Source organism: Providencia sp. UF-224 (genome assembly GCF_058245955.1).
The window spans coordinates 288,419-313,915 of record NZ_JBSICC010000002.1 but is presented as its reverse complement, the minus strand read 5'-3'; the positions used below and the strand labels follow the sequence as shown (position 1 = coordinate 313,915).

Annotated in this window: 15 protein-coding genes and 1 pseudogene; 7 read left to right on the top strand and 9 right to left on the bottom strand. The window is 41.3% G+C overall.

Annotated features, from left to right (window positions below; genetic code table 11):
• Positions 1-74 precede the first annotated feature (74 nt).
• From AC4IFO_RS03695 to AC4IFO_RS03675, 5 genes are all read left to right on the top strand, one after another.
• Positions 75-1,376, top strand: a complete 1,302-nt coding sequence (locus tag AC4IFO_RS03695; protein ID WP_490731939.1) for an anaerobic C4-dicarboxylate transporter — start codon at positions 75-77, stop codon at positions 1,374-1,376.
• Positions 1,377-2,109: 733 nt separating this feature from the next.
• Complete coding sequence (locus tag AC4IFO_RS03690; RefSeq protein ID WP_353242824.1) at positions 2,110-3,183, top strand: zinc-binding dehydrogenase; 1,074 nt, start codon at positions 2,110-2,112, stop codon at positions 3,181-3,183.
• 148 nt (positions 3,184-3,331) lie between these two features.
• Positions 3,332-4,192 (top strand): ABC transporter substrate-binding protein, encoded by an 861-nt coding sequence (locus tag AC4IFO_RS03685; RefSeq protein WP_370661211.1) that lies wholly within the window; start codon positions 3,332-3,334, stop codon positions 4,190-4,192.
• Positions 4,193-4,349: 157 nt separating this feature from the next.
• Positions 4,350-5,834: a sugar ABC transporter ATP-binding protein gene (locus AC4IFO_RS03680; RefSeq protein WP_490731937.1), complete on the top strand. Its 1,485-nt coding sequence runs from the start codon at positions 4,350-4,352 to the stop codon at positions 5,832-5,834.
• 10 nt (positions 5,835-5,844) lie between these two features.
• On the top strand, positions 5,845-6,816 hold the full coding sequence (locus tag AC4IFO_RS03675; RefSeq protein ID WP_490731935.1) for an ABC transporter permease: 972 nt from the start codon (positions 5,845-5,847) through the stop codon (positions 6,814-6,816).
• Positions 6,817-6,976: 160 nt separating this feature from the next.
• Here AC4IFO_RS03675 and AC4IFO_RS03670 read toward each other — a convergent pair whose 3' ends face one another.
• From AC4IFO_RS03670 to AC4IFO_RS03660, 3 genes are all read right to left on the bottom strand, one after another.
• Positions 6,977-7,984, bottom strand: a complete 1,008-nt coding sequence (locus AC4IFO_RS03670; RefSeq protein WP_490731933.1) for a LacI family DNA-binding transcriptional regulator — start codon at positions 7,982-7,984, stop codon at positions 6,977-6,979.
• A gap of 243 nt (positions 7,985-8,227) precedes the next feature.
• Positions 8,228-9,022 (bottom strand): sulfite exporter TauE/SafE family protein, encoded by a 795-nt coding sequence (locus AC4IFO_RS03665; protein WP_490731931.1) that lies wholly within the window; start codon positions 9,020-9,022, stop codon positions 8,228-8,230.
• A 54-nt stretch (positions 9,023-9,076) separates the two neighbouring features.
• A complete protein-coding gene (locus AC4IFO_RS03660) occupies positions 9,077-9,424 on the bottom strand; it encodes a thioredoxin family protein (protein ID WP_490731929.1) in 348 nt (115 codons plus the stop codon).
• 172 nt (positions 9,425-9,596) lie between these two features.
• Between AC4IFO_RS03660 and AC4IFO_RS03655 the strand changes: the two genes are divergently transcribed.
• Positions 9,597-10,472 carry a leucine-rich repeat domain-containing protein gene (locus AC4IFO_RS03655; protein ID WP_490731927.1) on the top strand — a complete coding sequence of 292 codons (876 nt, stop codon included), beginning with the start codon at positions 9,597-9,599 and terminating at the stop codon, positions 10,470-10,472.
• A 49-nt stretch (positions 10,473-10,521) separates the two neighbouring features.
• On the opposite strand, the gene AC4IFO_RS03650 is transcribed toward AC4IFO_RS03655, so the two are convergent.
• The gene (locus AC4IFO_RS03650) at positions 10,522-10,929 is read right to left on the bottom strand and encodes a DUF3597 domain-containing protein (protein WP_490731925.1); all 408 of its coding nucleotides are present in this window, start codon (positions 10,927-10,929) and stop codon (positions 10,522-10,524) included.
• A gap of 184 nt (positions 10,930-11,113) precedes the next feature.
• Positions 11,114-11,494, bottom strand: a complete 381-nt coding sequence (locus AC4IFO_RS03645) for a hypothetical protein (protein WP_490731923.1) — start codon at positions 11,492-11,494, stop codon at positions 11,114-11,116.
• Positions 11,495-11,843: 349 nt separating this feature from the next.
• Here AC4IFO_RS03645 and AC4IFO_RS03640 point away from each other — a divergent pair.
• Positions 11,844-12,002: pseudogene (locus AC4IFO_RS03640) on the top strand (SymE family type I addiction module toxin); the annotation flags it as partial.
• Positions 12,003-12,044: 42 nt separating this feature from the next.
• On the opposite strand, the gene AC4IFO_RS03635 reads toward AC4IFO_RS03640, so the two are convergent.
• The 4 genes from AC4IFO_RS03635 to AC4IFO_RS03620 form a co-directional block, all read right to left on the bottom strand.
• Positions 12,045-12,431: a DUF6896 domain-containing protein gene (locus AC4IFO_RS03635; RefSeq protein WP_490731921.1), complete on the bottom strand. Its 387-nt coding sequence runs from the start codon at positions 12,429-12,431 to the stop codon at positions 12,045-12,047.
• Between the two features lies 1 nt (position 12,432).
• Positions 12,433-12,822: a ParB/RepB/Spo0J family partition protein gene (locus tag AC4IFO_RS03630; RefSeq protein ID WP_490731919.1), complete on the bottom strand. Its 390-nt coding sequence runs from the start codon at positions 12,820-12,822 to the stop codon at positions 12,433-12,435.
• 596 nt (positions 12,823-13,418) lie between these two features.
• On the bottom strand, positions 13,419-13,724 hold the full coding sequence (locus AC4IFO_RS03625) for a hypothetical protein (protein WP_490731917.1): 306 nt from the start codon (positions 13,722-13,724) through the stop codon (positions 13,419-13,421).
• 7 nt (positions 13,725-13,731) lie between these two features.
• Entirely contained in the window at positions 13,732-25,494 is an 11,763-nt protein-coding gene (locus AC4IFO_RS03620) for a hemagglutinin repeat-containing protein (RefSeq protein ID WP_490731915.1), read from the bottom strand.
• Between the last annotated feature and the right edge of the window lie 3 nt (positions 25,495-25,497).

The window sequence follows — 25,497 nt, the reverse complement described above, 5'->3', positions numbered from 1 at the left end:
TTAACCATTATTAAAAATAATCACTTTTATAAATTCTATTACTACTGACAGTATATTGTCTATTGGAGACGATTATGGTTTGGCTAGAGATCATTGTTGTACTAGGTGCAATTTTCTTCGGTATACGCATGGGCGGAATTGGTATTGGCCTATGCGGGGGATTGGGATTAGCGGTATTAACTATTGGATTTGGTTTGCCAATAGGCTCTCCCCCTGTCGATGTTATTTTAATTATTATGACCGTTGTTGTTGCAGCATCCGCATTGCAGGCAGCTGGAGGGATGGATTATTTAGTTCGCCTAGCCAGCACATTTATGCGTAAAAATCCGAAGTACCTAAATATTATTGCGCCAATCACCACGTGGGTGATGACCATCATGGCAGGTACAGGTTTTATTGTTTTCTCAATGCTTCCTGTCATTGCTGAAATCGCCAAAGACTCGGGTATCCGTCCTTCTCGTACACTGGCAGGCTCTGTTGTTGCCTCACAGATTGCTATTTCAGGCTCGCCGATTAGTGCTGCCATGGCGGCAATGTTAACCATTATGGAAGGCAATGGTGTTACATTTATTGTTGTTATGTCAGTATGTTTACCTGCCTCCTTTGTTGCTGCGATGGTTGCTGCATTTATTGCATCACGCCAAGGTTGTGAATTGGAAGATGATGAAGTTTATTTAGATCGTTTAAAAAAAGGGTTAGTCCATAAATACGAAGAGAAAAAAGGCGAAAGCACCACCCGTGAAAAATTTTCAGTCGTGGTTTTTCTCATCGCAACCGTTGCGATTGTGATATTGGCCGCTTTTCCACAATTACGCCCAGGTTTTGATATCGGCAAACCGATGGGTACCCGCGATATCATCATCATCTGTATGCTCAGTGCAGCCTGTTTGATGGTTATTTTCTGTAAAACATCACCAAACTCTATCGTTTTAGCACCAACGTTCCGTTCAGGAATGAGCTCCCTTGCAGTCATATTGGGGATTGTGACATTAGGCACCACTTTTGTTGATGCTCATATGGATCAAATCAAAGCTATCGCAGGGGATGTGTTATCTGCCTACCCTATCTTGTTAGCTGTGGTGCTGTTTTTTACCTGTGCATTGCTGTATTCCCAAGGGGCAACCACGCCGCTAATCATTCCATTAGCAATTGCTTTGGATGTACCAACATGGGCTATTTTAGCGTCATTCGTTGCTGTCACGGGGGTGTTCGTTTTACCAACTTACCCAACGTCTTTAGCTGCCATCGAATTTGACTCCACAGGTTCAACCCGCGTCGGAAAATATATTCTTAACCACCCCTTTATGCTACCGGGGCTCGGTGGAATTATTGCAGGGGTTGCCTTTGGATTTATTATCGCGCCGATGATTGTTTAGCTTGATAAGTGAGGGTTTCATCCCTCACTTATCACTATAAATAAAACACCGATTTCCTTACAAAATGAAGTTATTAATTGGTATTTTTTGGCTTTATTCTGAGTTGAATTGATTAAATACAATGCAGGATAGAGCCCTTTTTTCTTTCAAATCGTATTTATTCATACTCAATTTTGATAAAAATTTAATTTGAAGCATCTGTTGCTTTCACATCTAACTATAAAATTATTTTTAATAAATAAAATAGTGGTTTATTTTCAATTTTAAATCACTTTATTCAATGAAAATGAAATTAATTTTCATATAAAAATGTGAGCTGAAATGTTTTTGCATGAATTATCCACTTCTGAAAACAGTTAAAATAATTATACTCGGCTTCATATTCATTTCTTAATAAAGCTAACACGAGGGATGAATTTTATTTTATTACTTATTTTTCATTGTGTTAGAAACTTGTGATTGACGTTCCCTCCCTCTTTTGAAGGTGCCCTGAAAGCAATTAAAATTAAGAGTTAAATCACAAATCTTAGTTTTTCTTCTTCGCTCTTTCAAAAATGACGACGTCGTCATATTAAAAATAAATTATTTTATCTATAACATTAAAGAACCATTTTTCTTACATTCGTATCCAAATTTATCGTTAAGCGTAAAAATTAAAGCAATTTAGAGATAAAAAAAACGCTTAATGTTGACGTCAACATTAGGGCTAACAACTAGAAAGAGGTTTTAGAACATGAGTAACCTACCTGAAAAAATGAAAGCCGTTGTTTGTCATGGTCCCCATGACTATCGCTTTGAAAATATTAAAAGACCTGCGGCTGGCTTTCGTGAAGTTGTCATTAAAGTCGATGGCTGTGGGATCTGTGCAGGTGACTGCAAAGCCAATGATGGCGCACAAATGTTCTGGGGTGATGACCCGTGGATCAAAGCCCCTGTCGTTCCAGGTCATGAATTTTATGGCCGCGTAGCCGAATTAGGCGAAGGATCCGCTGAAAAATATAAATTAAAAGTGGGTGACCGTATCCTCGCGGAACAAATCGTCCCTTGCTGGGAGTGCCGTTTCTGTAAGTCAGGTAAATATTGGATGTGCGAAACCCATGATATCTACGGTTTCCAAAAAGAAGTTGCAGATGGCGGGATGGCAGAATACATGCGTTTTTCTGAGCGCGCTATTATTCACAAAATTCCCGATGAGCTTTCCGATAAAGACGCCGCATTAATCGAACCAATGGCCTGTGCTATCCACACTGTTCGCCGTGGTGATATCGATTTAAATGACGTCGTCGTCATTGCAGGCGCAGGTCCACTTGGCCTGTGCATGATCCAAGTTGCAAAACTTAAAACCCCCAAAAAATTAGTCGTCATTGATGCTATCGACGAGCGCCTTGAATTAGCGAAAAAATTTGGTGCTGATGTGGTGATCAACCCACTGAAAGAAGACGCCATTAAGTTAGTCAAAGAGATGACGGAAGGCTACGGTTGCGATGTTTACATCGAAGCAACAGGCGCCCCTGTTGGTGTGACTCAAGGATTAGAAATGATCCGTAAACTTGGCCGTTTCGTTGAATTTAGCGTATTCGGTAAAGAAACCACGGTTGACTGGTCAATTATTGGCGACCGTAAAGAACTCGATATCCGCGGTGCGCACTTAGGCCCATACAGCTATGAGGTTGCTATCGATCTCTTTAGCCGCGGCTTAGTTAATGCTGATGATATCGTTACCCACTTCTACTCTATCGATGATTGGGAAGAAGCCTTTGTCATGGCGAAATCTGCCGACTCAATTAAAGTCGTCATCAAGCCATAGGCATAACTAACTGTTTGTAATAATTAATAATTTTAATAAACACTAAATAAGTAACACCCTACATATAATTAAATGCTCTTTAGGAGAACATCTTATGTTGAGTAAATTCAAAAAGTTAGCTGTAGCAGCAAGTGTCCTGACTCTAGGTATGGCGTTCAATGCTACGGCAAAACCCGTTTCAGTTGGTATGTCGTTTCAAGAATTAAACAACGAATATTTCGTTACGATGAAAGAAGCTCTGGAGAGCGCAACTGGTGATATGGGTGCTCAGCTGTATATTTCTGATGCGGCACATGATGTATCGAAACAAACCAGCGATATCGAAGATATGTTACAGAAAAAAATCGATATTTTGTTAATCAACCCAGCGGATAGCGTTGGCGCAGAAACAGCAGTATTGGCAGCGAAAAAAGCGGGTGTTGTGGTTATCGCTATCGATGCGCAAGCGAATGGTCCAATTGACTCTTTCGTCGGTTCTAAAAACTACGATGCAGGCTTAATGGCAGGTAAACGTTTAGGTGAAGCACTGGGTGGAAAAGGTGAAGTCGCAATTTTAGATGGTATCCCAGTTGTGCCAATCCTCGAGCGCGTTCGTGGCTTTGAAGCAGCAATGAAAGAATATCCAAACATTAAAATTGTTACCAAACTGAATGGTAAGCAAGAGCGTGATACTGCGATGAACGTCACAGAAAACATGCTGCAAGCTAACCCGACTTTGAACGGTATTTTCAGTGTTAACGATGTTGGCTCATTAGGCGCATTAGCCGCTATTGAATCTTCTGGTCGTGATGTGAAACTCGTCAGTGTTGATGGTTCACCTGAAGCCGTTGCTGAAATTGCGAAAGGCAACTCACCGTTTATCGCAACATCTGCGCAATTCCCACGTGACCAAGTTCGTATTGGCTTAGCAATGGGTCTGGCAAAATATTGGGGTGCTAACGTACCAAAAGAAGTACCGATTGATGTTAAATTAATCGACAAAACAAATGCAAAAGATTTCCACTGGTAATCGAATGTTGACTCACTAATTGTATTGCACCTGTACTTTACGTATTAGGTGCAATACCTCTACATAACAATTAATAATTAAATGCATATTGGAATCACTTTATTCCAAATGACTTTGTTACCCATTTTTAAGCGGTTAAGAAATATAGGGAAGCAATATGATGCAATTATTAGCATTACAAGATGTCAGTAAAACTTTCCCTGGGGTTAAGGCGTTAGATAATATTAATCTCTCCCTTGAAAAAGGTGAGGTTCACGCATTATTAGGTGAAAATGGCGCAGGTAAATCTACGCTAATGAAAGTTTTATGTGGAATACACAAACCTGATAGCGGAAAAATTCTGATCGAAGGTAAAGAGCATACATTCCATAACTACAGGGATGCAATTAAGGCAGGCGTTGGCATTATTTTCCAAGAATTTTCCCTGATCCCTTATTTAAATGCATTTGAAAATATCTTTTTAAATCGCGAGCTAAAAAATAAATTTGGTTTATTAGATAGAAAACTGATGCGCCAAAAGTCTCAAGCCTTATTGGCCGATCTGGGTGTTAATATCGATATTGATGAACCAATTAGCCACTTAAGTATTGCTGAGCAACAATTTATTGAAATAGCCAAAGCACTCTCTTTAGATGCCAAAATTTTAGTATTAGATGAGCCAACGGCGACACTAACACCGAATGAGGCGAACCATCTATTTGATGTAATGAGGGACTTAAAAGCCAAAGGCGTTGGCATGTTTTTCATTTCTCATCACTTAGAAGAAATTTATGAAATATGCGATACCATCAGCGTACTACGTGATGGGCAATATATTGGCTCGCGCAAAGTTGATGAAACGGACTTAGACGTCATTATTGAAATGATGGTGGGTCGTGAAGTAGAAAATATCTATCCGCATAAGCGTGAATTCACCCAACAAGAAATTATTCTTGATGCTGAAATTCAGCGGTTTGCGAATAGCCCAGTGAACCACCTGCAATTGAAAAAAGGTGAGATTTTAGGGTTAGCAGGCCTTGTTGGTTCAGGAAGAACCGAAACTATTCTCGCCATGATTGGTGCGGATAAGGCGTATAAGAAAAAAGTCGTTTTAGAAGGCAAAGAAGTCAAAATTAAATCTGCGGCAGCCGCGCTGCAATTAGGTATCGGCTTATTACCTGAAAGCCGTAAAACCCAAGGTTTAGTTTTACCGTTCTCAGTCAATGAAAATATTTGGCTGAATAACCATGCTCAAAAATTATTTTTAATTCAAAATAAAAAAGAACTGACTTTATCCATTGATTTAATTTCTCAAGTAAAAGTTAAAACACCAGAGCCTCATACTGCGGTTTCCACATTAAGTGGTGGTAATCAGCAAAAAGTTGTTATTGCTCGCTGGCTAAATAAACAAGCCAAAATTCTTATTTTCGATGAGCCCACTCGAGGTATTGATGTTGGGGCAAAATCAGAAATTTATCAGCTAATGCGCTCACTCACTGAAAAAGGGATCTCCATTATTATGATCTCTTCTGAATTACCTGAAGTTATTGGTGTGAGTGACAGAGTTTTGGTCTTTCGTGATGGTGAAATTGCCGCTGAGTTAAGTGGAGAAGATATTAACTCGACTCAGATCATGGTACATGCGGCTGGCAATATTATATAGGATAACGACTATGTCTAATCAAAGTGCAATTCCTTTAACTAAACCTAAATTTAGTTTTTCTAGATTAACAAAAATACCTGCATTTTTGCCACTTGTTGGTTTAATTCTTTTATTTACTTGTATGTCCATTTTTAATGAGCATTTTTTAACGGTAAATAACCTTTCAACGATTGCGCGCCAAGTTTCAATTAATGCCATCATCGCTATTGGGATGACCTTTGCTATTTTAACCGGTGGTATTGATTTATCTGTAGGTGCCGTTATGGCGCTGTCAGGTACTTTAATGGCTGGCCTAATGAAATATTACGGTATGGATCCCTATGCAGCCATTGCACTGGGATTATTGTCAGGGATCGCATTTGGCTTTATTAATGGGATTTTAGCCGCTTACGGTAAAATGCCGCCAATTATCGTCACATTAGGTGCGATGATTATTGCGAAAGGTTTAGCGTTAATTTATACCGGCGGCTATCCAATTTCAGGGTTACCTAAAGAATTTGCCTTCTGGGGTCGCGAAGAGTTAATGGGTATTCAAGTACCGATCTTATTAATGCTTGGCCTTTATCTTATTTTCTATGTCGTGTTAAACCACGTCTCATTTGGCCGCTATATTTATGCCATTGGCGGAAACGAAGAAGCCGCTCGCTTAAGCGGTATCCGTGTTGAACGTTATAAAATGCTGGTATACGTTATCAGTGGTTTTACCGCCGCATTTGCAGGGTTAATTTTTACATCGCGTGTCATGAGCGGGCAACCTAATGCTGGGGTCGGCTTTGAATTAGATGCGATTGCCGCAGTGGTATTGGGCGGTGCTTCCATCGCCGGTGGACGCGGCATGATCATCGGTACTCTGATTGGTGCTATGATCCTAGGAGTTCTCAATAATGGATTGAATTTACTGGGTATTTCCCCTTATGTTCAATACATTGTCAAAGGTTTAATTATCTGGGGTGCAACATTTATTAGCTCTATGAAACGCTAAGTTTTTCAGGATCCAACTTTATCGGTTAATTGCTTGTCGATTATGACAACCAATTAACCGATTTTTTAATCACTAATTAAAATGAAATATAAAACAGTAAAGGTATTACCGAGGAAAAATAATCGGATAAATAGCCCCTTTACGAGGCAATTTTTTATTATTAATAAATAACAAGCTTACCATTAACAAAAATTTGTTTGGCTTCATGGTCTTTATTAGTATCACGCTCGATTTCTGAGAATAGTAATTCTGTGGTTAATTCACCAAGATAAACGGAATCATGATGAACACCAGAAATAGACAAATGATAGGTATCTGCATAAGGCGGTAAATCGACTGAAAAATAACGACAGGACAACCCTAATTCTGCAATAATTTTATACATCCCCGCGGTAATAATTCCATTCAGCCCAACAATGTACATACCCGGTGTGTAAAGTTCTTGAACCTTTTGTCTTAAATAAGCTTCATCTTTCTTATTAAACATATAACTGCTATATAAAACATTAAGATTTTTTCTATTTTGAAAGCTTGCATATATCCCAGACAAACGAGACAAACTAATTTCCGAATTTTTAGGGCCAGAGATAATTAATGTGTTTTCGCTATTTTGTTCATTAAGAAACTTTCCTGTTAACGCCCCAATTTCAAAGTTCTTTAAAAATAACCCTGAATATTTTTTTTCGTAACCATAAATTGCACGGTCGACAAACACTAACGGCACATTATGCTGATCAATTAATGAAAGATAGCTGGGCTGATAATCTTTATCATCACGTACAGGGGATAGCAAAATACCACTTGCCTTGTAACTAACTAAGGTTTCTATTGCGGTTTTCTCTGCTTTTTCATCACTATCCGAATCAAAAATCATCACTTGGTACCCTTTCTCCTTCGCTAAACGAGAAACGGTCTGAATGAGTACCACATAGAAAGGGTTAAATGTACTGTCTGTAACCACACCAATTATACGGCTATTTTTATTTTTCAGATTTCGTGCAAAAAGATTTGGAACATAATTAAGTTCTTGAGCAATTGCTAATATTTTGTCTCTTGTTTCTTTCTTTACCATTTCAGGATGGTTAAATGCACGTGAAACGGTAATATCAGTAACATTTGCACGCTTAGCTATATCAATTATTGTTGTTGAGCTATCTTGTTTTGTCATAATTATATTAGTCAACCTTTAATGACGCCCCTGATTGATATAGTGAAATTTCTTTAAGCTATTATCAGAGAAGATGAAATGCGATTATTCATTATACCGTATTGAAGGTGAAGATAAATCGTTTTTCTTCAATAATGGCACAATAATCACTACCCCAAAGGGTGATGTGCACCATAAAATGAAAAATAATTAAATTATAAAAAGCAAATGGATTTATTCTATTTTTAATTCAAACCACATCATTCAAATTATATTTAGCTCATCAAATACTGAATAGAGCATCCCAAGAGAAACAATAACAACCAAGCTCGCAAAAATATTTTTAACTAATTTCAACGAAATATAATTGATGATGACTCTCCCTATTAACATGCCAATAATACAAGAAACGATAAATATAAGGCTAATTTCCTTAGGGTATTGAAATCCATTCAAAATATTAATTAGAATACTCACGCTGCCAATACAAAAAATGACCATTAATGAAGTGGCAATAATGCTTTTTATATTTAAGTTGGACACTTTTCGTAAAGCGGGAACGATCACAAAACCGCCGCCAACACCTAACAATCCAGTTAAAAGCCCCGCAATAATTCCTATCCCACCCAATATGGATGCCGTTTTTATATTCCAAATAAACTTGCCTGTTTCTTGATTGATTTGGCAGGGGGCATCGTTTAGTTCAGTTAATTGGCTGAAAAAAGTACGATACGCAACAAAAAGCATCACAAGACTGAAGGCTAGCGTCAACCAAATAGGCGTAATTATTTGGGCCAGATAAATACCATATTTAGCAAAAGGAATGCTAACTATGGCTATCCATATAGCTGCTTTATAACGTATTGTTTTATTAATAAGCCCTTGAATAACACCAATAAAAGCAGCCAATGTTATTGCCAAAAGCCCAACAGGGGCAGCAAGCGCCACCGTCCAATTTTGGCTAGCCATCAACGCAGGAACTGCTAAAATACCACCGCCGGCCCCTGTTACCCCTAGCAAGCACCCAATCAGTAAACCTTCAAGAATCAATAGCAGCATAACAATCAGTTTATTCGTGTTATAAAAAAGGGAAAATCACTTTAAACCGAACGCCTAATTAATACAAAATATTTGGTTTAAAGTTTCTACAGCTTTAGCGAAAGATAGTTCTCCCGCCATCACTTTTATCAATCGAGACTCTTTAAAAACAGCAATTGTTGGGACAGATTTAATACCGTATTTAGGCGCTAATATGGGGGACTGAGCAATATCAACCGTACCAAATTTAACCGAACTTTTTTCAAAGTGGCTCGCTAATTGCTCAAAAACAGGCTTCATATTTTTGCAAGGTATACACCATGATGCCGAAAAATAGACAACAACAATGGGTGAGTCTTGCTCCTGCGGGTTATATAATGTGCGTGAGAAATTTTCACTATCTAACAATAAAATATTAGACATTTTGATCACCTAGGCTGGTATTGATATCCGTTAATTTCTTGAACTGTACCATAAATAACAGCATGATTAATGGCTTAAAACGCCATTCAATTCAACCTTACTATGTTGTTCATTATTCTAATTTTTACAGATAAACTGCATACAATACATTTTAATTAGAGGGAGGAAGGCGATGCTACACCAACATTCAAACTCACAGTTTGAACTCAATCTAGATTCAAGCTGCCAAGAAGAAATTGACACACGCATTCTAGTGCCTTTCGATTACAGTTTAATCAGCGCCTACAACAATAAACTCAGTGCATTTCCTCGTAATGTAACTCACTGTAAAAACCTCAGCGTTCTCAATCTATCCTGTAACCAGATTCAATCGATTCCTGCTGAAATAGCAAAGTTAACACAGCTCAAAATGTTAGATTTAGGGCACAACCATATTGCCGAAATTTCCGATGAAATAGGTAAGCTGCATCAATTGCAATTTGTCTATTTGAGCGATAATGGCATTCGCACTCTGCCAAATTCATTATCCCAATTAAAAAATCTCGTTTATTTCAATGCAACGGATAATCTATTAACTGAGATACCCTCTTGGTTTTCTCAGTTACAAAACCTTAATGAACTGCGACTGTATAATAACCAAATAGAGAGCTTGTCCGCCTCTCTTTCTCAATTACCCAATGTGCATGAAATACACTTGATGAATAACTGTATTTCAGAACTTACGGATAATATTTCAGGCTTATCTTCTCTTCGTGTTCTGGATCTGAATCAAAATAAAATTCACACGATCTCCCCTGCAATATCTGCGCTTAAGAAATTACATACTTTAAATTTAAGATTTAATCAGTTAGCTCAACTACCAAAATCAATAGGCGAAATGGCATCTCTCCAATATTTAGATTTACGTGCCAATCAACTTCAAACATTACCCGACTGTTTAATAAATTTGACTAGCCTAATTAAGCTAGATTTACGGTGGAATAATTTTACTGAGGAACCGAAAGTGGTTGAAGCACTGAGAGATAAAGGCTGTACCGTTTTTATTTAATGATGACTTTAAGCGTGCCGCAGTCATGACACTACGGCACTGCTGAGAATTATTTTTTGAATTGATTCACAAGCTCATTCACATTACCACCCGCTTGCTCTAACTGCTTAATCACTTCTTTTATTAACCATACGTTCATGGTTGCAGTATCATTTGTGTCGCCTTGGTAACCTAGCTCTGCGGCAAGTTTTTTCCGAGCCGTTAAACTGTTATCCAAGCCTAATAATGTTAATAAATCAACAATCGACACTTTCCAATTCAGTTTTTGCGGATAACTTTTTGCCAAGCCTTCTAGCACAACTATGGCATCAATTTTATTATCTGAAATAGCATCATTACTGATATTAATATTGGCTCTAATCGCTTCTGTCATGGCAGCTACAGGGTCTGCACTATTTTCTATTTTTGCATCCGCGGGTTTAAAAACCTTAGTTAAAATCTCTTGGAAAAAGCTCATAAGTGCCCCTCTCGTATTGTGCTAAAGGATAATATTCTTCATATAAACTATAGCACCTCATAGTGAGAAATCTATTTTTCTGGTTATATGCTGGGGTGGATATCTTTAGGTTATCAAAGTTCGATGACGGTATTAACTACAGACTAAATAGATCGCTTGAAGGTTAGGATAAGTTAATTATTCTTTATAAAAATTTATAATAACGTTGCTTAATTCTTAGCATTGATGTCTCAACTGATATTTTATCTTTAGGATTATCAATGAGATAATTATCTGATAAATATTGCATAAATTCTATAAAAATAGGTATTGTCATTTCCGTACTTTCCAACCCACCAACGTAAAACTCAACAGAATCAAAGTCATTTGGGTCATCATAATCACCATCCAATGCAAAATCGAATCCTTCACCTTCACCATTGCTAATGCCATGAGATGCATCATAAAGGAATTGCCTATAGGTCATTTTTTCCCTTTTAATCAATGATTCGAGCAAATAATAGAGATCTCCCCCCTCATGACTTATTAAATAGTTTTTTGTTTTTTTCAACCAACGAATGTCCATTAACTTTCACCTCCAGAAAATATTCATTTAAAGTTTATTACTAATATACCTTTTTTAAGATTAGCTAGTATCACCGTGATATCAAAACCGCCTTTGCCTGCATTGATACCCGTTTGTTTATCCACCGATTGATAATCACTGTGCATCTCGGTTTTATTCACATTCACCGATGCCGTGGTATTTAACCCTGTGCCAATACTCCCCGACAGGCTACCGCCTTTTTGCTTCGAATCGTATTTGTCGGTGGTTTGTTCGGTGTGTTTGAGTAAAAAAAAAAGAAAAATAACAAGATAGGATTGGAATATTTGGATAGGTGACTAAATAAGAAGTAACAAAAACCAGAAAGTATACAGTGGGTTACTTAACGAATAGAGGTAAACCCAACCCTAGTCCACAACTGACACTCAGCGGTAAGTGGCTGAATGAGTTGGGATTTGAGGTGGGAACCCACTTTTCCCTCACACGCCAAGCCGGACAGTTGATTATCCGGTTGGCTAAGAGCGAATAAGACGGCTAAGGAGATCCCAGTGTGGGGCTGGGATCTTATATACTAGCTTGCAAATGTATAAAATTTATCAGAAATAAGTAATAAACCTGACCTAACCATATCATCTAATAGACACTTCAATTCAGCATCATTGTCTAATTGAAAATACTGACTTAAACGCCATAAATCAAACATATCAGGTTCGGTAATGTTGCAATGAATATCTACTACCTTTGCACTGGATGAATCACCTTGATAAAATTTGATTCCTTTCCCATGTTTTGAAAAGTTCCAAACATTATCATCAACTCGGATAGTTCCATGTTTAGGGAAATCCAATAAAAATTGATAATCCTTTACGTTAGGATACTGTTCCATAAACGATGTGACTAATTTCTTTTGGATAACAACAAAATTTCTCAATGTTGCATCACTTATTGGGATTAGCATGCTATCTCCTAGCTCTTGCTTCTGCTGCTTCACGTAATAATTGATCGCCTTGCTCTTTTGTTACTGTATTAATTCTAACAGGAATATCTTTAATGCCAGCCTTTCTTGCCGCTTCAGCTCGATGGTGACCGTCAATAATAATCATTTTTCCATTAACAACAGCAACATCAATTGGTTCATCTTTGTTGAAACCATTAACTTTCATATCTTTCACTAAGCGTTTAACTTGCGAGCCTGACATTTCAGTATTATCTTGCCTCCCAATTAAAGTGCTAGGCGAAACATTTTTATACTGTTGTTGGTTTGGCTGGTTAGTTTGTGGATCTTTGTTTGTATTCTTACTTCCACCTTTGCCACTCCCAATACCAGCGCCAATCCCTGCTGCTGCCATCGCTAAATCGCGTTCTTTCGTGGTTTCTTCTGAGCCGCCTAACTGTTCAGCACGATAGATTGCTAAATTACGAGAGCCTTCTAGGTTCGGTAATGTGCCTCTAATCTCAGCCCATTCCTTCTGCTCAGCGTCAGTGAGGGCTCCAATACCACCATTATTATGTGCTTTATCTTGTAGCTCTTTCGCTCTTTCTGAGTAGATTTTTTGCCACTCTTTGAGTTCTTTTGCGACAGCAATACATTGGTCAGGGCTATCACAGGTATTTATTTGCTCCTGAACTTTATCGTATTCCTTTCGATAAGTCTCTCTAACCTCAGCACGGCAACTACTATCACCGTTGCATTTCGCGAACTCTTCACTTCTGGCTTTCGTCTTTTCAGGGCTTAAATGGTTATTCTCAACTTAAAAGAAGAGTAAAAAGGTTATCATCACCGCAGGGTAAATAGCCTCCGGCAATTCAACATAATACAGGGGGATTATGCGCAGTTGATACAACCCAACCACGCACAATCAGCATTATGTCTTGCGCCCTTTGGTGATTCTGATGGCTCCTTTCATTAACAAATAAGTACACCAAGTGTAAAATCAGGCACTATTTAGATTAAATCTTCACCATTAAGAAGAATAACTACATTATCTTTACCAAGTTCTTCTCTTACTAATGCAGCTATTTTATCCGTTGATATTATTAAAGATTTATTATTTACAGACATATAAAAATAGGACTTTGGATCCAGACCAAATTCATTTGATATTTCAATATCTATATGGTCAGGAATGCCTGCATCAGACAAGTAATAATGCTCAGGGAATATATCAGAATATTGTTTATGCCATCCATCTAGTGATTTTTGTAAATCAATAAAAGGAAGGTTGGTAAAGCATGTTAATCCTATTGACATATTTACCTCACTTCATTCTGATCACATTGCCTGATTTATCAACAATAATGATTTTATCCAACCCCATTATTGGCCATTTTGTAAACTGCTGATTTAATTCAGGAATAGTGACTTTCGTATCTGAGATGTTGATCACTACATTTGTCGTTTGATCTCTTTCAATCTTACGTTTAACCTCACTATATATATTTCTGACACTATTTGACTTAGGAGCATAATTATCAAAAATTTCACCATTAATTCTATAATCTGGTTTTTTATCACCAACAACAGTTGGGTTTTGCTCTACGTTAAATCCTGACTCAGATAATATTTTTGCACTTTCATTTTCCCGATTAAGTGAACGGATATTTTCTTTCGTCATTTGTGGAGTGACTTTTGTAACAGCGCCTGTTAATGTCCCTTCAGACTTAGTAATTGCATTACCGATTGTACCAGTCTGCCAGACATTGTTTTCAGGAGAAACAATTCCACTATTCGGCTTACCAGTAGTAAATTTATTTCCTAGATAGCCACCTGATATAGCTGCACTACCAAGACCAACATTGATTAAGCCATCAGCAATTTTCCCATCGGCAATTTGGGCAAAACCCGTTCCTGTTTGATAAGAACCGCCTGAAATCAGCGCCAACCGCATTATTTGGCTAACTCGTCCCGGCCCAGCCAATAACGCATCAGTACCAATCATCGCTTGCCATTCCTGCCTAGCTTGGGTGCTTAATTGGCTTAATGCTCGGTTATATTGCTCATCTAAGTTAGGCACATAATGACTGGTTTCTTTCAATATCTCTACTATTTGTTTTTGTGCATCCGCTTCACTGACCCCTCTTAGCTGCAATTGCACGCCAATAGCATTCAAATATTCAGCTAAAACAGCCTGCTCTTTTTCATTCAATAATCCTTTGCCATTTCTCTCAATCAGGCTATTTGTGTATTTGTCTTTATCCATTAAATAAATAATATCTAAGGAAGCCGACTTAAGGTTTTTTCCTGCCTCTTGGTCATCAAGCGCTTTGTCTAGGATTATCCTTTCATCTTTACTTAAGTGGTTATTCTCAACCGTGGTCTTCCCGGCCTCTGCGGCATTTGCTGCACTTGACGTATCGCCGCCGACTAATCCACCCGCTATACCCGCGGCCAGACTCGCAAAAGCACTCACTGTCGCTTTTTCGTCTTCCGTCAGCTCGCCGACTTTTTTACCGTACAGTTCTACCGCCAACATACCAACCGCTTCGGCCGTCATTGCACCTAACGATTGCGCGCCTGCATTTTCACCTTTTGCCAGTGCTAATGCAACATTCGCAATACCGTGCGCCGCTATACGACCCTCTTTATTTTCAGCTGGGATATGTTGCGCTATTTGATTCGCGATATACGGCGCACTCGCATTCGCCACCGCTTTATTTACATCCCCATTCACCAATCCTTGGATTAAGGCTGTGCCCGACTCCACAATGCGGCGATTATCACCACCCACGCCCCAACCGGATTCATTCACTTTCGCCTGAATAACTTGCTCGTGAATATAGTTATCAATAGCCTCATCGCTGGCCACTTTCCCTTGTACTTCAAGCGCTTTTTTCGCAGCCTCACGCTCTTGCTGTGTCGGGATGTTCTTGCTCTCGTTCGCCTCCTTCGTGGCTTTTATGGTCGCATCCGTCACCGCAATATCTGTAATCTGCTTACCTAACTCGCCGACTAGCTGCGTTTTCTCTATCCGCTTCTGCTCTTTCTCTTTGTCAAAAATCGTGTTCAGTTTCTCGTGGGCATTGTCCGTATCACGGCTTAACGCATTGACATCCTGTTTCTGATTATCCTTATCGCGGATAACAATCTCACCCTCCGACACCGCCGCATGCGTGGTATTGCTGTCTTTCCCTTTGTTATTCACATTGGTCAATAACGAACCTGCCGCATTACCCGCTAACTGGTCTTCAAATGGTGAGCCTCCCGTGCTAAACCCGCCACTTTGGCTATCCACTTTGTACTCGGCTTTGTTTTTGATATCCCCAAAGCCCAGTGTGCCCGTGTCGAGTTTGTTTTTATCGGCCTTGGCCGTGCTGCCAATCACCGCACCATCGAGCTGCGTGTGATTGCCCACCATGATATCAAAACCGCCTTTGCCTGCATTGATACCCGTTTGTTTATCCACCGATTGATAATCACTGTGCATCTCGGTTTTATTCACATTCACCGATGCCGTGGTATTCAACCCTGTGCCAATACTCCCCGACAGGCTACCGCCTTTTTGCTTCGAGTCGTATTTGTCGGTGGTTTGCTGGCTCGATAAAGTTAAATCGCCGCCAACATTGGCTTTCACTGTCTCGCCACTGACCTGCGCACCTGTTAATGTGGTATCTTTGCCGCTGTTCAAGGTCAGTTGTTTACCTGCATCCACCTGTGTATCGGTGTAATACTCGCTATTACCTTTTTCGAAACCGCTGCCTTTATTGACGCTGGCATTGACGTTCCAACCGCCTGAGCTGATACCCGCACCAATTGAACTGCCTGAGCTTGAGTTTTTGCCATCCACTGTTTGCGTGTTACTAGCACTGGTTAGGTCGATATCATTTTTTGCCGTTAACGTGATGCTTTTATCTGCGGTTAACTGGCTGCCTTGTACTGCCAAGTTGCCTTGGCTGCCCTCTTTTTTACCTGTGGCCGTAAGGTTAATATTGTCCCCAGCGCTCAGGCTGCTACCAGATGCAGTATTTTGCTGCGTTTTTGTCGTGGATTTTGACGAGCTACTGCCATAAGACACGTTCACACCAAAGGCATCGGTGACACTACCGCCTTTTTTCAGCCCAGCCAACTCACCGGCTTGTTCTGCTTGAACACCTTGTAGACCCGCTTTCATCCCTTTAAGTGCCGCTAATTGGCCATCGTCTTCCTGTTTCGCCGATTTCGCTGTCTGCGCCATACCGTCTAACATACTGCCCGCAGCACCACCTAATGACACCGTGAGGCCGCTAGACTTACTTTCCACCGTCGTTATATCGGTTCGGCTATTTTCAGCGGCCGTAATATTCACGTCACTGCCTGTGATATTAATATCTTTCGCGGCGATCACATCACTGCCATGGATGTTCGCTGAATCACCAGCCTCCAGTGTCACATCACCTGCGGAGCTGCCGATTACGCTGCCTTTTTTCAAGTTACTGTCACTATCAGTCGTGACTTTTTGAGACGTTGACCCGACAGTTAAGCCCAAGCCACCTGTACTCATCAGCCCTGATTTTTTCGTCTTCGACATGTGCGTTTCATGTAACGCCTCATCAGATGTGGTGACATTCAGCTGATTACCCGCATTGACGGTAACATCGTTAGTTCCCAGCACATTGCTGCCCTGAATATTGACGTCATTACCTGCGGTCATTTTGACGCTATCGCCACTTAACGTACTGCTGATTGCCGTACGCTCGTTGACTTCATCATGGGTTTCTTTTGTGGTGCTCGATAGAAAACCTTTATCTGTGTGTTTGGTGTGCTTAGCATAGTCACTGCTTTCCACCCCAGAGGTCAGGTTAATGTCACGCCCCACATTCACAGCTAATTCGCCGCCACTGGACACATTCGCTGCGCGAGCGGAGAGGTCTTGCCCTGCTGACAGTGTTAAATCCCCTTTAGTTTGGATTTGGGTGCCCACTTCAGTGCTATTTTCGCCGCGGTAATAATTCGTTGAATTATGCGTGTAATCAAAAGCCGAACTCACATCCCGCGTTTCTAAGCTGATATCACGCCCAGCGATAATGGACGTTTTACCTTCTACGCCTAAATTGCCGACATCCGTTGCAATCAAGTTGATATCTTGTACGGCTTTTAAGGTCAGTTGGCCGTTATCCCCTGTAACATAAATACTGGCAGGGCGGTCAAGCCATTGAGAATTGCCTTCGCCACGCTGTGCAGTTTCACTGAGAATGTCGCGCCCAGCTGAGAGTGATACGCTATCTAAACCGCGGATTTCACCACCCACATTGTTTATATCTTTCAATGCGTTGAGTTGAACGTCCTTCCCTTGAATGCGCCCGCTGTTTTCAATGTTTTCTGCACGTAAATCCGTTAATTCGCGGCTGTTAATTTCACCACTATTGAGCAAGTCGCCCGTGATATTGGCAGACACATTGCGCCCTGCAAGTAGTGCTCCATTGCCGTTTAGATCGCCTTGGCGTGCACGAACATACACCTGCGGTACACTTACCATCTCAACACGGCCATCAGGCAAGGTGACTTCTTTATTCACCATCCATACGATATCGCTGGTCAAGTTAGCCATTTGCTCAGGCGAAAGTGCAACACCCGGTGTTAGGTTAAACTGTTGACCAAATGCCACACCGTTAGTTAGCAAGGCACGATACTGCTCTTCATCGCTACTATAGCTGCCCAGTAACCGCTGACCGGTGGTTTCAATTAGCTGGTCACGGACTAAACGCTGCTCATAATAACCGTCACCTAAGCGCTTATGCAGTTGCTCATTGGTGACGATATCAATGCTGGATAACCACTTTTTGTAGTTAGTGAACCGTGAGTCTGTTTCAATCAAGAATTGGCTGTCAGTGCCGGGTATGACGTTGAACAGGCTGTTATCTGGTAATTGGGTGTTTGGCCCAACAGTTCTGATCACGGTATCGAGGTTATCTTTACCTTGAGGCGCTTTTTCTGCCGTGATATTTTCCCCTGCACCTGCATCACCTACCCCTTGAACGTCAGTACCATCCCCCACATTGGCATCACCTGCCTGCGCTGTCGCACCAACGGTTTTATCGTCGCTCACGTCAGTTTTTGCTGAAACTGACGGTAATTGCGCTACTTCAGCCTGTTGGCCTGCTGCAAGCTCAAGAGGCGTATTTTTACCGTCTTTTAATGTGGTTTCCGCCAGCAACGCCCCTTGGTTATCCGTTATCGTTGATTCAGACACGGTATCCGCTGCGCCATCGAGTAGGTTGACTTTCACACCATCCAAGTGAGTTTTATTAATTCCCCCCGCTTGCTCTTTTACTTCCAGTAAATGCAGCGGTAAATCCTCTTCACTATTAATACCTTGGTATTTTGACGTGCTGGTACGCGTTTTCCATTTTTTGCCACCTTTGTAGCGATAAATGGTGTCACCGTCCTCAACGATACGGCGGATGCCTTGCGCTTCTTCGTTGTTCAGACCATAACCCGTTAAAATCAGGTTTTGGCCTGCTACGATACGTGAGTTCTCATTATTCAGTTGCTGCCCGTCAATGGTTAAGTGTTTACCACTGGTGATTAATGCCGCATCGCGTTTAATGACCTGTGTTTCATACACAACACGGTCATAATCGTATTCGTAAAAATCTTTTGTCCAGTTACCATTTTCAAACATCCGCCAGCGATTGGATTTTTCATAGTGAATACCCACTTCTTTGTTGAGCGTACCATCATCATTAATCGCATAACGGGTTTGGTTACCATTACGTGGCTGAATTTTATAACGCTTACCATTACCGTAATCGTACCAATCGAAGTGTTCACGGCTAACTTCAACCGGTTTTTCAGTCAGCTCTAAATGAATATCTTTATTTTCAAGTAGAGAGGTTTTGAGAGTGAGATTGCCATCCGCTTCAATATTTGCACTGTGGTTTTTCACGCTTTTAGCATGGCCCGTGGCTTGCAGCTTGTCATTGAGCACACCACCGATGGTTAAATCACCATCACTGTAAATTAAGGCGTGGTCGCGGTTCACCAGTTCAGAAACCGCTAAGTTAACTTCTTTGCGCCCTGCAATAACAGCCGATTTATCCCCTTGCTTATCATTCAATAAGGTATTGACTGCTATCGATAAGAAATCGCCATAAATACGCCCTGTACCGACGTTATCGAGTTTTTTTGCCACAATGTGGGTCAAGGTGCCATCAATTAGCCCTGTATTGAGGATGTTGCCACTGGCGTTGATTCGCGTATTGTGACCACTGATTTCCCCAGATACCTGATTAATGACCGTCGTCGTACTCAATGCAAACTCACCAAGGCTAGATATTAACCCATAGTTTGTGAAGCCTTGGGCAAAATTAGCGGTTAAGCGTTCCCCCGCCTGAATGCGCCCATGGTTTTCAAATGCTTGATTGATAGCCAATGTCAGTACTTTTTGGGCAATAAGTTTCCCTTCACCGGTGAAGGTGTTTGCAGATACACTCGCAGAACCGTTGCTAACAATCACCCCTTGCTGGTTTGTGAGCGTTAAGGCTTTCCCTTTCGCATTATCAGCAACAGTCAAATCTGACCCTGCGGATACCATGCCTTGGTTATTATTTAAGGATTGAGCGATATTTGCCTGAATAGTTTGCCCTGCACGTACTGCACCACGTTGGTTATTCAATTCCGTCGCTTTTAGCGTGACATTTTGCCCTTCAATCCCTTGCCCTGCTTGGGCGGTATTTTGGTTATCAACATTCGTTGCTGTGATATTCAGGTTATCATTGGCTTTAATCCAACCTTGTTGGTTATCAAGCTGTTGCGCTAAAACTAATTCAACGTTATTCAGCCCTTGAAGGGTACCTTTGGTGTTATTCAGGTATTGGCTGGCAACCTGTAAATCCGCCCCAGACAAAATTTGCCCTTGTTGGTTATCAATACGTTGCGTAATCATCAGGTGGCTATTTCCCTGTGATTGCAATGTTCCTTCGCGGTTATTCAGGGTGGCGCCTGTGATTTGTGCTGAAGACTGGCTTAAGAGTGTACCTTTTTGGTTATCGATATGATTAGCATCAATATTTAAACCTTGTTTACCTTGCACAAACCCTTGCTGATTCTTCAGGTCATTGGTTGTTAGGGTGAGTTGCCCTTCACTCGCCAACACGCCCTCTTGGTTCAATACATCGTTTTTCTGAGTATTGATATCCAATAAGCCACCTGAATAAATCCGCCCTTGCTGGTTATCCAAGGCCTGAGAGGTTAATGCACTTGTCCCCGCACTTTGGATTTGCCCTTGCTGGTTCGTTAATTTGCCACTGTTGAGCGTGAGGTTTCCACCACTTAACAACCCACCACTTTTTTGTGTGTTGCTATTGTTAAGAAGCTGCCCATGAGTGTCCAAAACTAACTGCTGGCCAGCTTGAATCCGCCCTTGTTGGTTATCAAGCTCGCCACTGTTTAGGCTTAACCCGAGACTGGCTAAAATTTCCCCTTGGGAGTTATCGACACGGTTTTTCAGTGTGTCTATTCTGATATCACCTGCTTGAATATGGCCGTGTTGGTTAATCAGCTCACCAACCGTTAACGCCAGTTTTTGGCTAGCAAAAATCCCTTGCTCGTCTGTTTTGGCGGTGTTAGTTAAACGTTGGCCTTGGGTATCAAGGTCGATAGATTGTCCCTTGATCGTGCCTGCAGTATTATCCAACTGCTGAGTTTTCATCGAGATAGCAGATTGGCTACCAATCAAACCTTGCTGGTTAGTTAACACTTGGCTATTAAGCGCCAATTGGCCTTTTGCCACAACACGGCCTCTTTCGTTATCGAGATCCCCCGTGGTTAACGTTAGCCCGCCCTGTGCATAAATACCTTTATTATCATCACTTTGTGTATTATGTAATTGCTCGCCATGGGTATCAATCTGCATGTCACTACCAGACTGAATGGTTCCTTGCTGGTTTTCAATTTTACCGCTGTTTAACGTGAGTTTTTGTTGCGCTAGCAATACCCCTTCGGTGTTATCAAATAACTGGTTTTGGGTATCGATATTGAGGGTATTGGCCTGAATGTACCCTTGCTGGTTTTGCAGGGCTTGGTTACGCATCTGCAATAGTTGTTCAGCTGCAATTAGCCCCGCTTGGTTATTGATATGATTCGTAATATCTAATGTGCTATTTCCATGGCGTGCGACAACCTTACCGTGTTGGTTATCCAGCTCATTCGCGGTGATTTTCAGACCATTTTCACCCACCAGGGCACCATTTTTGTTAACTAACTCATTTTTTACATCAAGGGATAGGTGCCCCTTATTTGCTGTTAAGATCTGGCCATCTTGGTTATCAAGGGAATCTGTTGTGATTGTAAAGTCACCATTACTGCCAATTTCACCTGATTGGTTGTTTAGCCGCCCTTGCAGCGTGATTTTTCCTGCTTTATCACCGGTTTGTAATAATTTACCGTTTTGGTGTTCAAGTGTGTTTGCCGTGATTAAAACCTGATCAGCCTGAATGATCCCTTGGTTTAATGACAGCGTTTCACCTTGAATATTCAAGGTATTCGCAGCCAGTAGCTCGCCCTTATCACCATCAAGCGATTGGCTATTTAAGGTAATGTCCCCCATACTCGCAATCACTTTTCCTGTGCGGTTAATCAGTGATTGGGTATCAGCAAATACTCCTTGACGCCCAGTTAAGGTACCCCCCGTGTTATCCAGTACCTGTTGAATTTGTAGGTTTAATGCCCCCATTCTTGCACTGAATATTTTACCTTGTTGGTTTCCTAACGTATTTGCCGTTATTTGCCAAGAACCATTACCACTGATGTTACCCGCTTGGTTATTTAGGTGCTGAGAAACGAGAAGTGAACCTTGTTGCTCACCGAGTTGGGTCATTGTACCTTGCTGATGATTTAGGTTTTTCGCTGTCAGCTGAATGTGATTGGCTTGTGTATTTCCTGCGCTCAAGTCAATGTCTTGCCCATGCAGTACAAGCTCCCCATCCGCAACAATTTCCCCGTGCTGGCCTTGCACTTTTTCAGCAACAATCAGCATGTCCCCTTGCTTGCTAATCACCTTACCATCCACATTAGTGAATTGTGGGGCATTCAACGTGAAATCATGCTCGGCAAAAAGTGTCCCTGCGGTATTATCTACGCTGTCTTTTGCATTAATAAACAATGCGCCCGCTTTCGCAGCAACGACGGTACCTTGTTGATTCGCCAACGCGTTCACATCCAGATGTAAAGCGCCTTGGCTACTGATATTACCCGCTTGGTTATCAAGGGTTTGAGTCAGTTTTATGTGGCCTTTTTCACTGCCCGTTTGCAGCATTTTCCCACGTTGGTGGGAAAGGTTTTTCCCGTCTATCTGAATATTGTCAGCTTGGGTAATTGCGCCATTAAGGTTGAGATCCTCTCCCGTTAAAGCCAGCTTGCCTTTGGAGAGAATTTCGCCTTTCTCGCCGTCTAGCTGCTTAAGAGTTAGCTGGTTATCGCCAAAGCTCGCAATAAGTTTGCCTGACTGATTAATCAAACGATTTGCTGCAAGTTTAATACCTTGATTACCTAACAATGTGCCTTGGGTATTATTCAATGCTTGTTGAATATTCAGGGATAATTGCCCTAATTTCGCTGCAATAATTTTGCCGTCTTGGTTATTCAACGCATTGGCTGAAATCTCAACCTGTCCATTGCTGGAGATTTCCCCACGCTGATTATCAAAATGATTTTGAATGCGTAGTTCCGTTTTCCCTTCCCCAACTTGCAGTAACGTTGCACCTTGATGAGAAAAGTTATTGGCTAAAATAGTGATTTGATTAGCTTGCGTAAACCCATGATTTAAATTGATATCCTGGCTTTCAATACGCAGTGAATTTTGTACAAAAACCGTTCCTTTATGGCCATCCATCTGGTTTGCGGTGAGTAATGCAGCACCTGATAAACTGCTGATTTTTCCTTGTGTATTCACCAGTTGGTTGGCTTTGATGGCTAAATATTTATCGGTTTGGATCACCCCCTGCGTATTATTCAATTTTGTGGTTGCGGTGATCTCTAACTGTTTGTTAGCACTGGTGAATAATTTACCATCACTGTTATCAAGGTTATCTGCCTGTATGCGCAGATCACCTTTGGATGACATGCTTCCCTCATGATTATCCAAGGTCGTCGCAACGTCCACTGTCATGGCTTTATCGCCTGTTTGTAGGAGATTTCCTTGGCGATGAGAGAGCGCATTGGCTTTTAAGGTGATTTGCTCAGCTTGAGTCGTCCCATTATCCAAATTCATGGATTGCCCTGCTAAACTTAGCCCGCCACTGGTCAGAATTTCCCCTTTTTGCCCATCCAGTTTGTCTGCATTGATGCCGAGCCCCTGCTTGCCAGAGGCTAAAATCGTGCCTTGTTGGTTGTTCAAGTTTTGGCTTTGAATATCGACCTTGCCATCACGATTTAGCAGCTGCCCTGACTGGTTATTCAACTGCTGGGTGGTGATAGAGGTATCACCCGCAAGGTTAATTTCCCCACTTTGGTTATCAAGTACTTGAGTCCGTAACGTGTTTTTCGAATTACCCGTTTGAACCAATTTACCTTGCTGATTGTGAATAAATTCAGGGGCAATTAACGACAAGTCTTTGGCAACAATTTCCCCTTTTTGGTTATCAATCCCTGTTTTTGCCGTTAATGTGGCTTTATCCTTTGCCTGCAGATGTGCTTCTTTAGTGCGAATTTCTTTTGCTGTCGATGTCAGCGTGATGTTTTGAGCTTGAGTATTTGAGAACGAAAGATCAAGTTCACTCCCTGTCGCAGTTAACGATCCTTTAGCGACAATATCACCTTGAAGTGTAACGTTTTTATCACCTTTAACCGTTAAAGAGCCCGCCGAGGTTAGTTTACCTTTACTATCAACCCCAGCTGCAAGTAAGGCGGTTTTGTCACTGTTGATTTGTGCGGCATTTAAGGTGGTGTCACGCCCTGCAACCATTTGGCCTTTATCGGTGTTAGTGATGGCCTGTTTAGCATTAAGACTCACATTTTGCTGAGCTAAAACAGTACCTTGGTTATTAATGGATTGCTGGCTGTCAATGGCTATATTTTGGCTTGCCGTGATCACCCCCGAGTTCCCCACTTTACCATCCGCTGATAAAGTGATGTCCCCAGCTTCTGCCCCAATATGCCCCGCATTTCTTACACCTACGCCATTTTCTGTTCCACGCATTTTGATGGTATTCGCATACATTCCCCCCAATGCGGCAACATCTAAAGCAAACTCAGGTTTATCGCCCGTGGTGGAATTATCTGTTTTAAGAATAGTTTTTCCATCCGCAGCAACGGTGTTTTTCCCTGTGGTAATTACTAAATCTTTAGCGTGTAATTTGGCATTAATATTGACTGACCGAGCGATTAACGCCGTATAGTTGGTGCCATTACCGTTGTACCCCTTACCAACAATATTGATACTGCCCTTATCGACTTCAAAGCCTTTGATTTTACCATTTTCAATCAAAGTTTTACCTGCCGATAGTAAAGCTTTATCCGCATTGATAAACCCACAGCCATTACAGGTGATCCCCGCAGGGTTGGCGATAATTACATCGGCTTTTTTCCCCGCGACTTCAATAAAACCATTGAGTTGGCTCGGGTCACGGCTATTGACCTCATTTAAGATGATTTTCGCTTCACCCTTTGACAACCACTCGTTGCCTTGGATCATTCCACCCAATTGTGTGTTTACATCGTGGCGACTGTTATTCAAGATTGCCCCTTTGTTATCAACATCAAATTGGCTGTATTGGTTACGTGAAACCCCATCGCGATTAGGGGCTTGAATATTCACTTGAGGTAACCCATTTTGGGTATTCACAATCGTCGGCTGCTGATTGCCTGGTGCATTACCATCCGCTTTAATATTGGATGCAGAGGCGCTCATACTCACCATACCCAACGTCAACCAAAGACTGGTAACAATGGGTTTAATTGACCAGCGGATTCGGCTATTTGCGGTTTTTTCAACACGATTTTCTGTTTGGCACGCAGGCCCTGCTTGATGGCTGCGAGTAATATCCGCAACGACCATCACCATTTGGCGCGCTGCATTAAAAATTAAGCGGTAAAATAACTTATTCATCCT

Excerpts from the sequence above, each read along its gene's own strand:
- AC4IFO_RS03660 (WP_490731929.1), bottom strand. The coding sequence starts at position 9,424 with ATGTCTAATATTTTATTGTTAGATAGTGAAAATTTCTCACGCACATTA.
- AC4IFO_RS03630 (WP_490731919.1), bottom strand. The coding sequence starts at position 12,822 with ATGGCAGCAGCAGGGATTGGCGCTGGTATTGGGAGTGGCAAAGGTGGA.
- AC4IFO_RS03675 (WP_490731935.1), top strand. The coding sequence starts at position 5,845 with ATGTCTAATCAAAGTGCAATTCCTTTAACTAAACCTAAATTTAGTTTT.
- AC4IFO_RS03695 (WP_490731939.1), top strand. The coding sequence starts at position 75 with ATGGTTTGGCTAGAGATCATTGTTGTACTAGGTGCAATTTTCTTCGGT.
- AC4IFO_RS03685 (WP_370661211.1), top strand. The coding sequence starts at position 3,332 with ATGGCGTTCAATGCTACGGCAAAACCCGTTTCAGTTGGTATGTCGTTT.
- AC4IFO_RS03670 (WP_490731933.1), bottom strand. The coding sequence starts at position 7,984 with ATGACAAAACAAGATAGCTCAACAACAATAATTGATATAGCTAAGCGT.
- AC4IFO_RS03690 (WP_353242824.1), top strand. The coding sequence starts at position 2,110 with ATGAGTAACCTACCTGAAAAAATGAAAGCCGTTGTTTGTCATGGTCCC.
- AC4IFO_RS03655 (WP_490731927.1), top strand. The coding sequence starts at position 9,597 with ATGCTACACCAACATTCAAACTCACAGTTTGAACTCAATCTAGATTCA.
- AC4IFO_RS03625 (WP_490731917.1), bottom strand. The coding sequence starts at position 13,724 with ATGTCAATAGGATTAACATGCTTTACCAACCTTCCTTTTATTGATTTA.
- AC4IFO_RS03635 (WP_490731921.1), bottom strand. The coding sequence starts at position 12,431 with ATGCTAATCCCAATAAGTGATGCAACATTGAGAAATTTTGTTGTTATC.
- AC4IFO_RS03665 (WP_490731931.1), bottom strand. The coding sequence starts at position 9,022 with ATGCTGCTATTGATTCTTGAAGGTTTACTGATTGGGTGCTTGCTAGGG.
- AC4IFO_RS03620 (WP_490731915.1), bottom strand. The coding sequence starts at position 25,494 with ATGAATAAGTTATTTTACCGCTTAATTTTTAATGCAGCGCGCCAAATG.
- AC4IFO_RS03680 (WP_490731937.1), top strand. The coding sequence starts at position 4,350 with ATGATGCAATTATTAGCATTACAAGATGTCAGTAAAACTTTCCCTGGG.
- AC4IFO_RS03645 (WP_490731923.1), bottom strand. The coding sequence starts at position 11,494 with ATGGACATTCGTTGGTTGAAAAAAACAAAAAACTATTTAATAAGTCAT.
- AC4IFO_RS03650 (WP_490731925.1), bottom strand. The coding sequence starts at position 10,929 with ATGAGCTTTTTCCAAGAGATTTTAACTAAGGTTTTTAAACCCGCGGAT.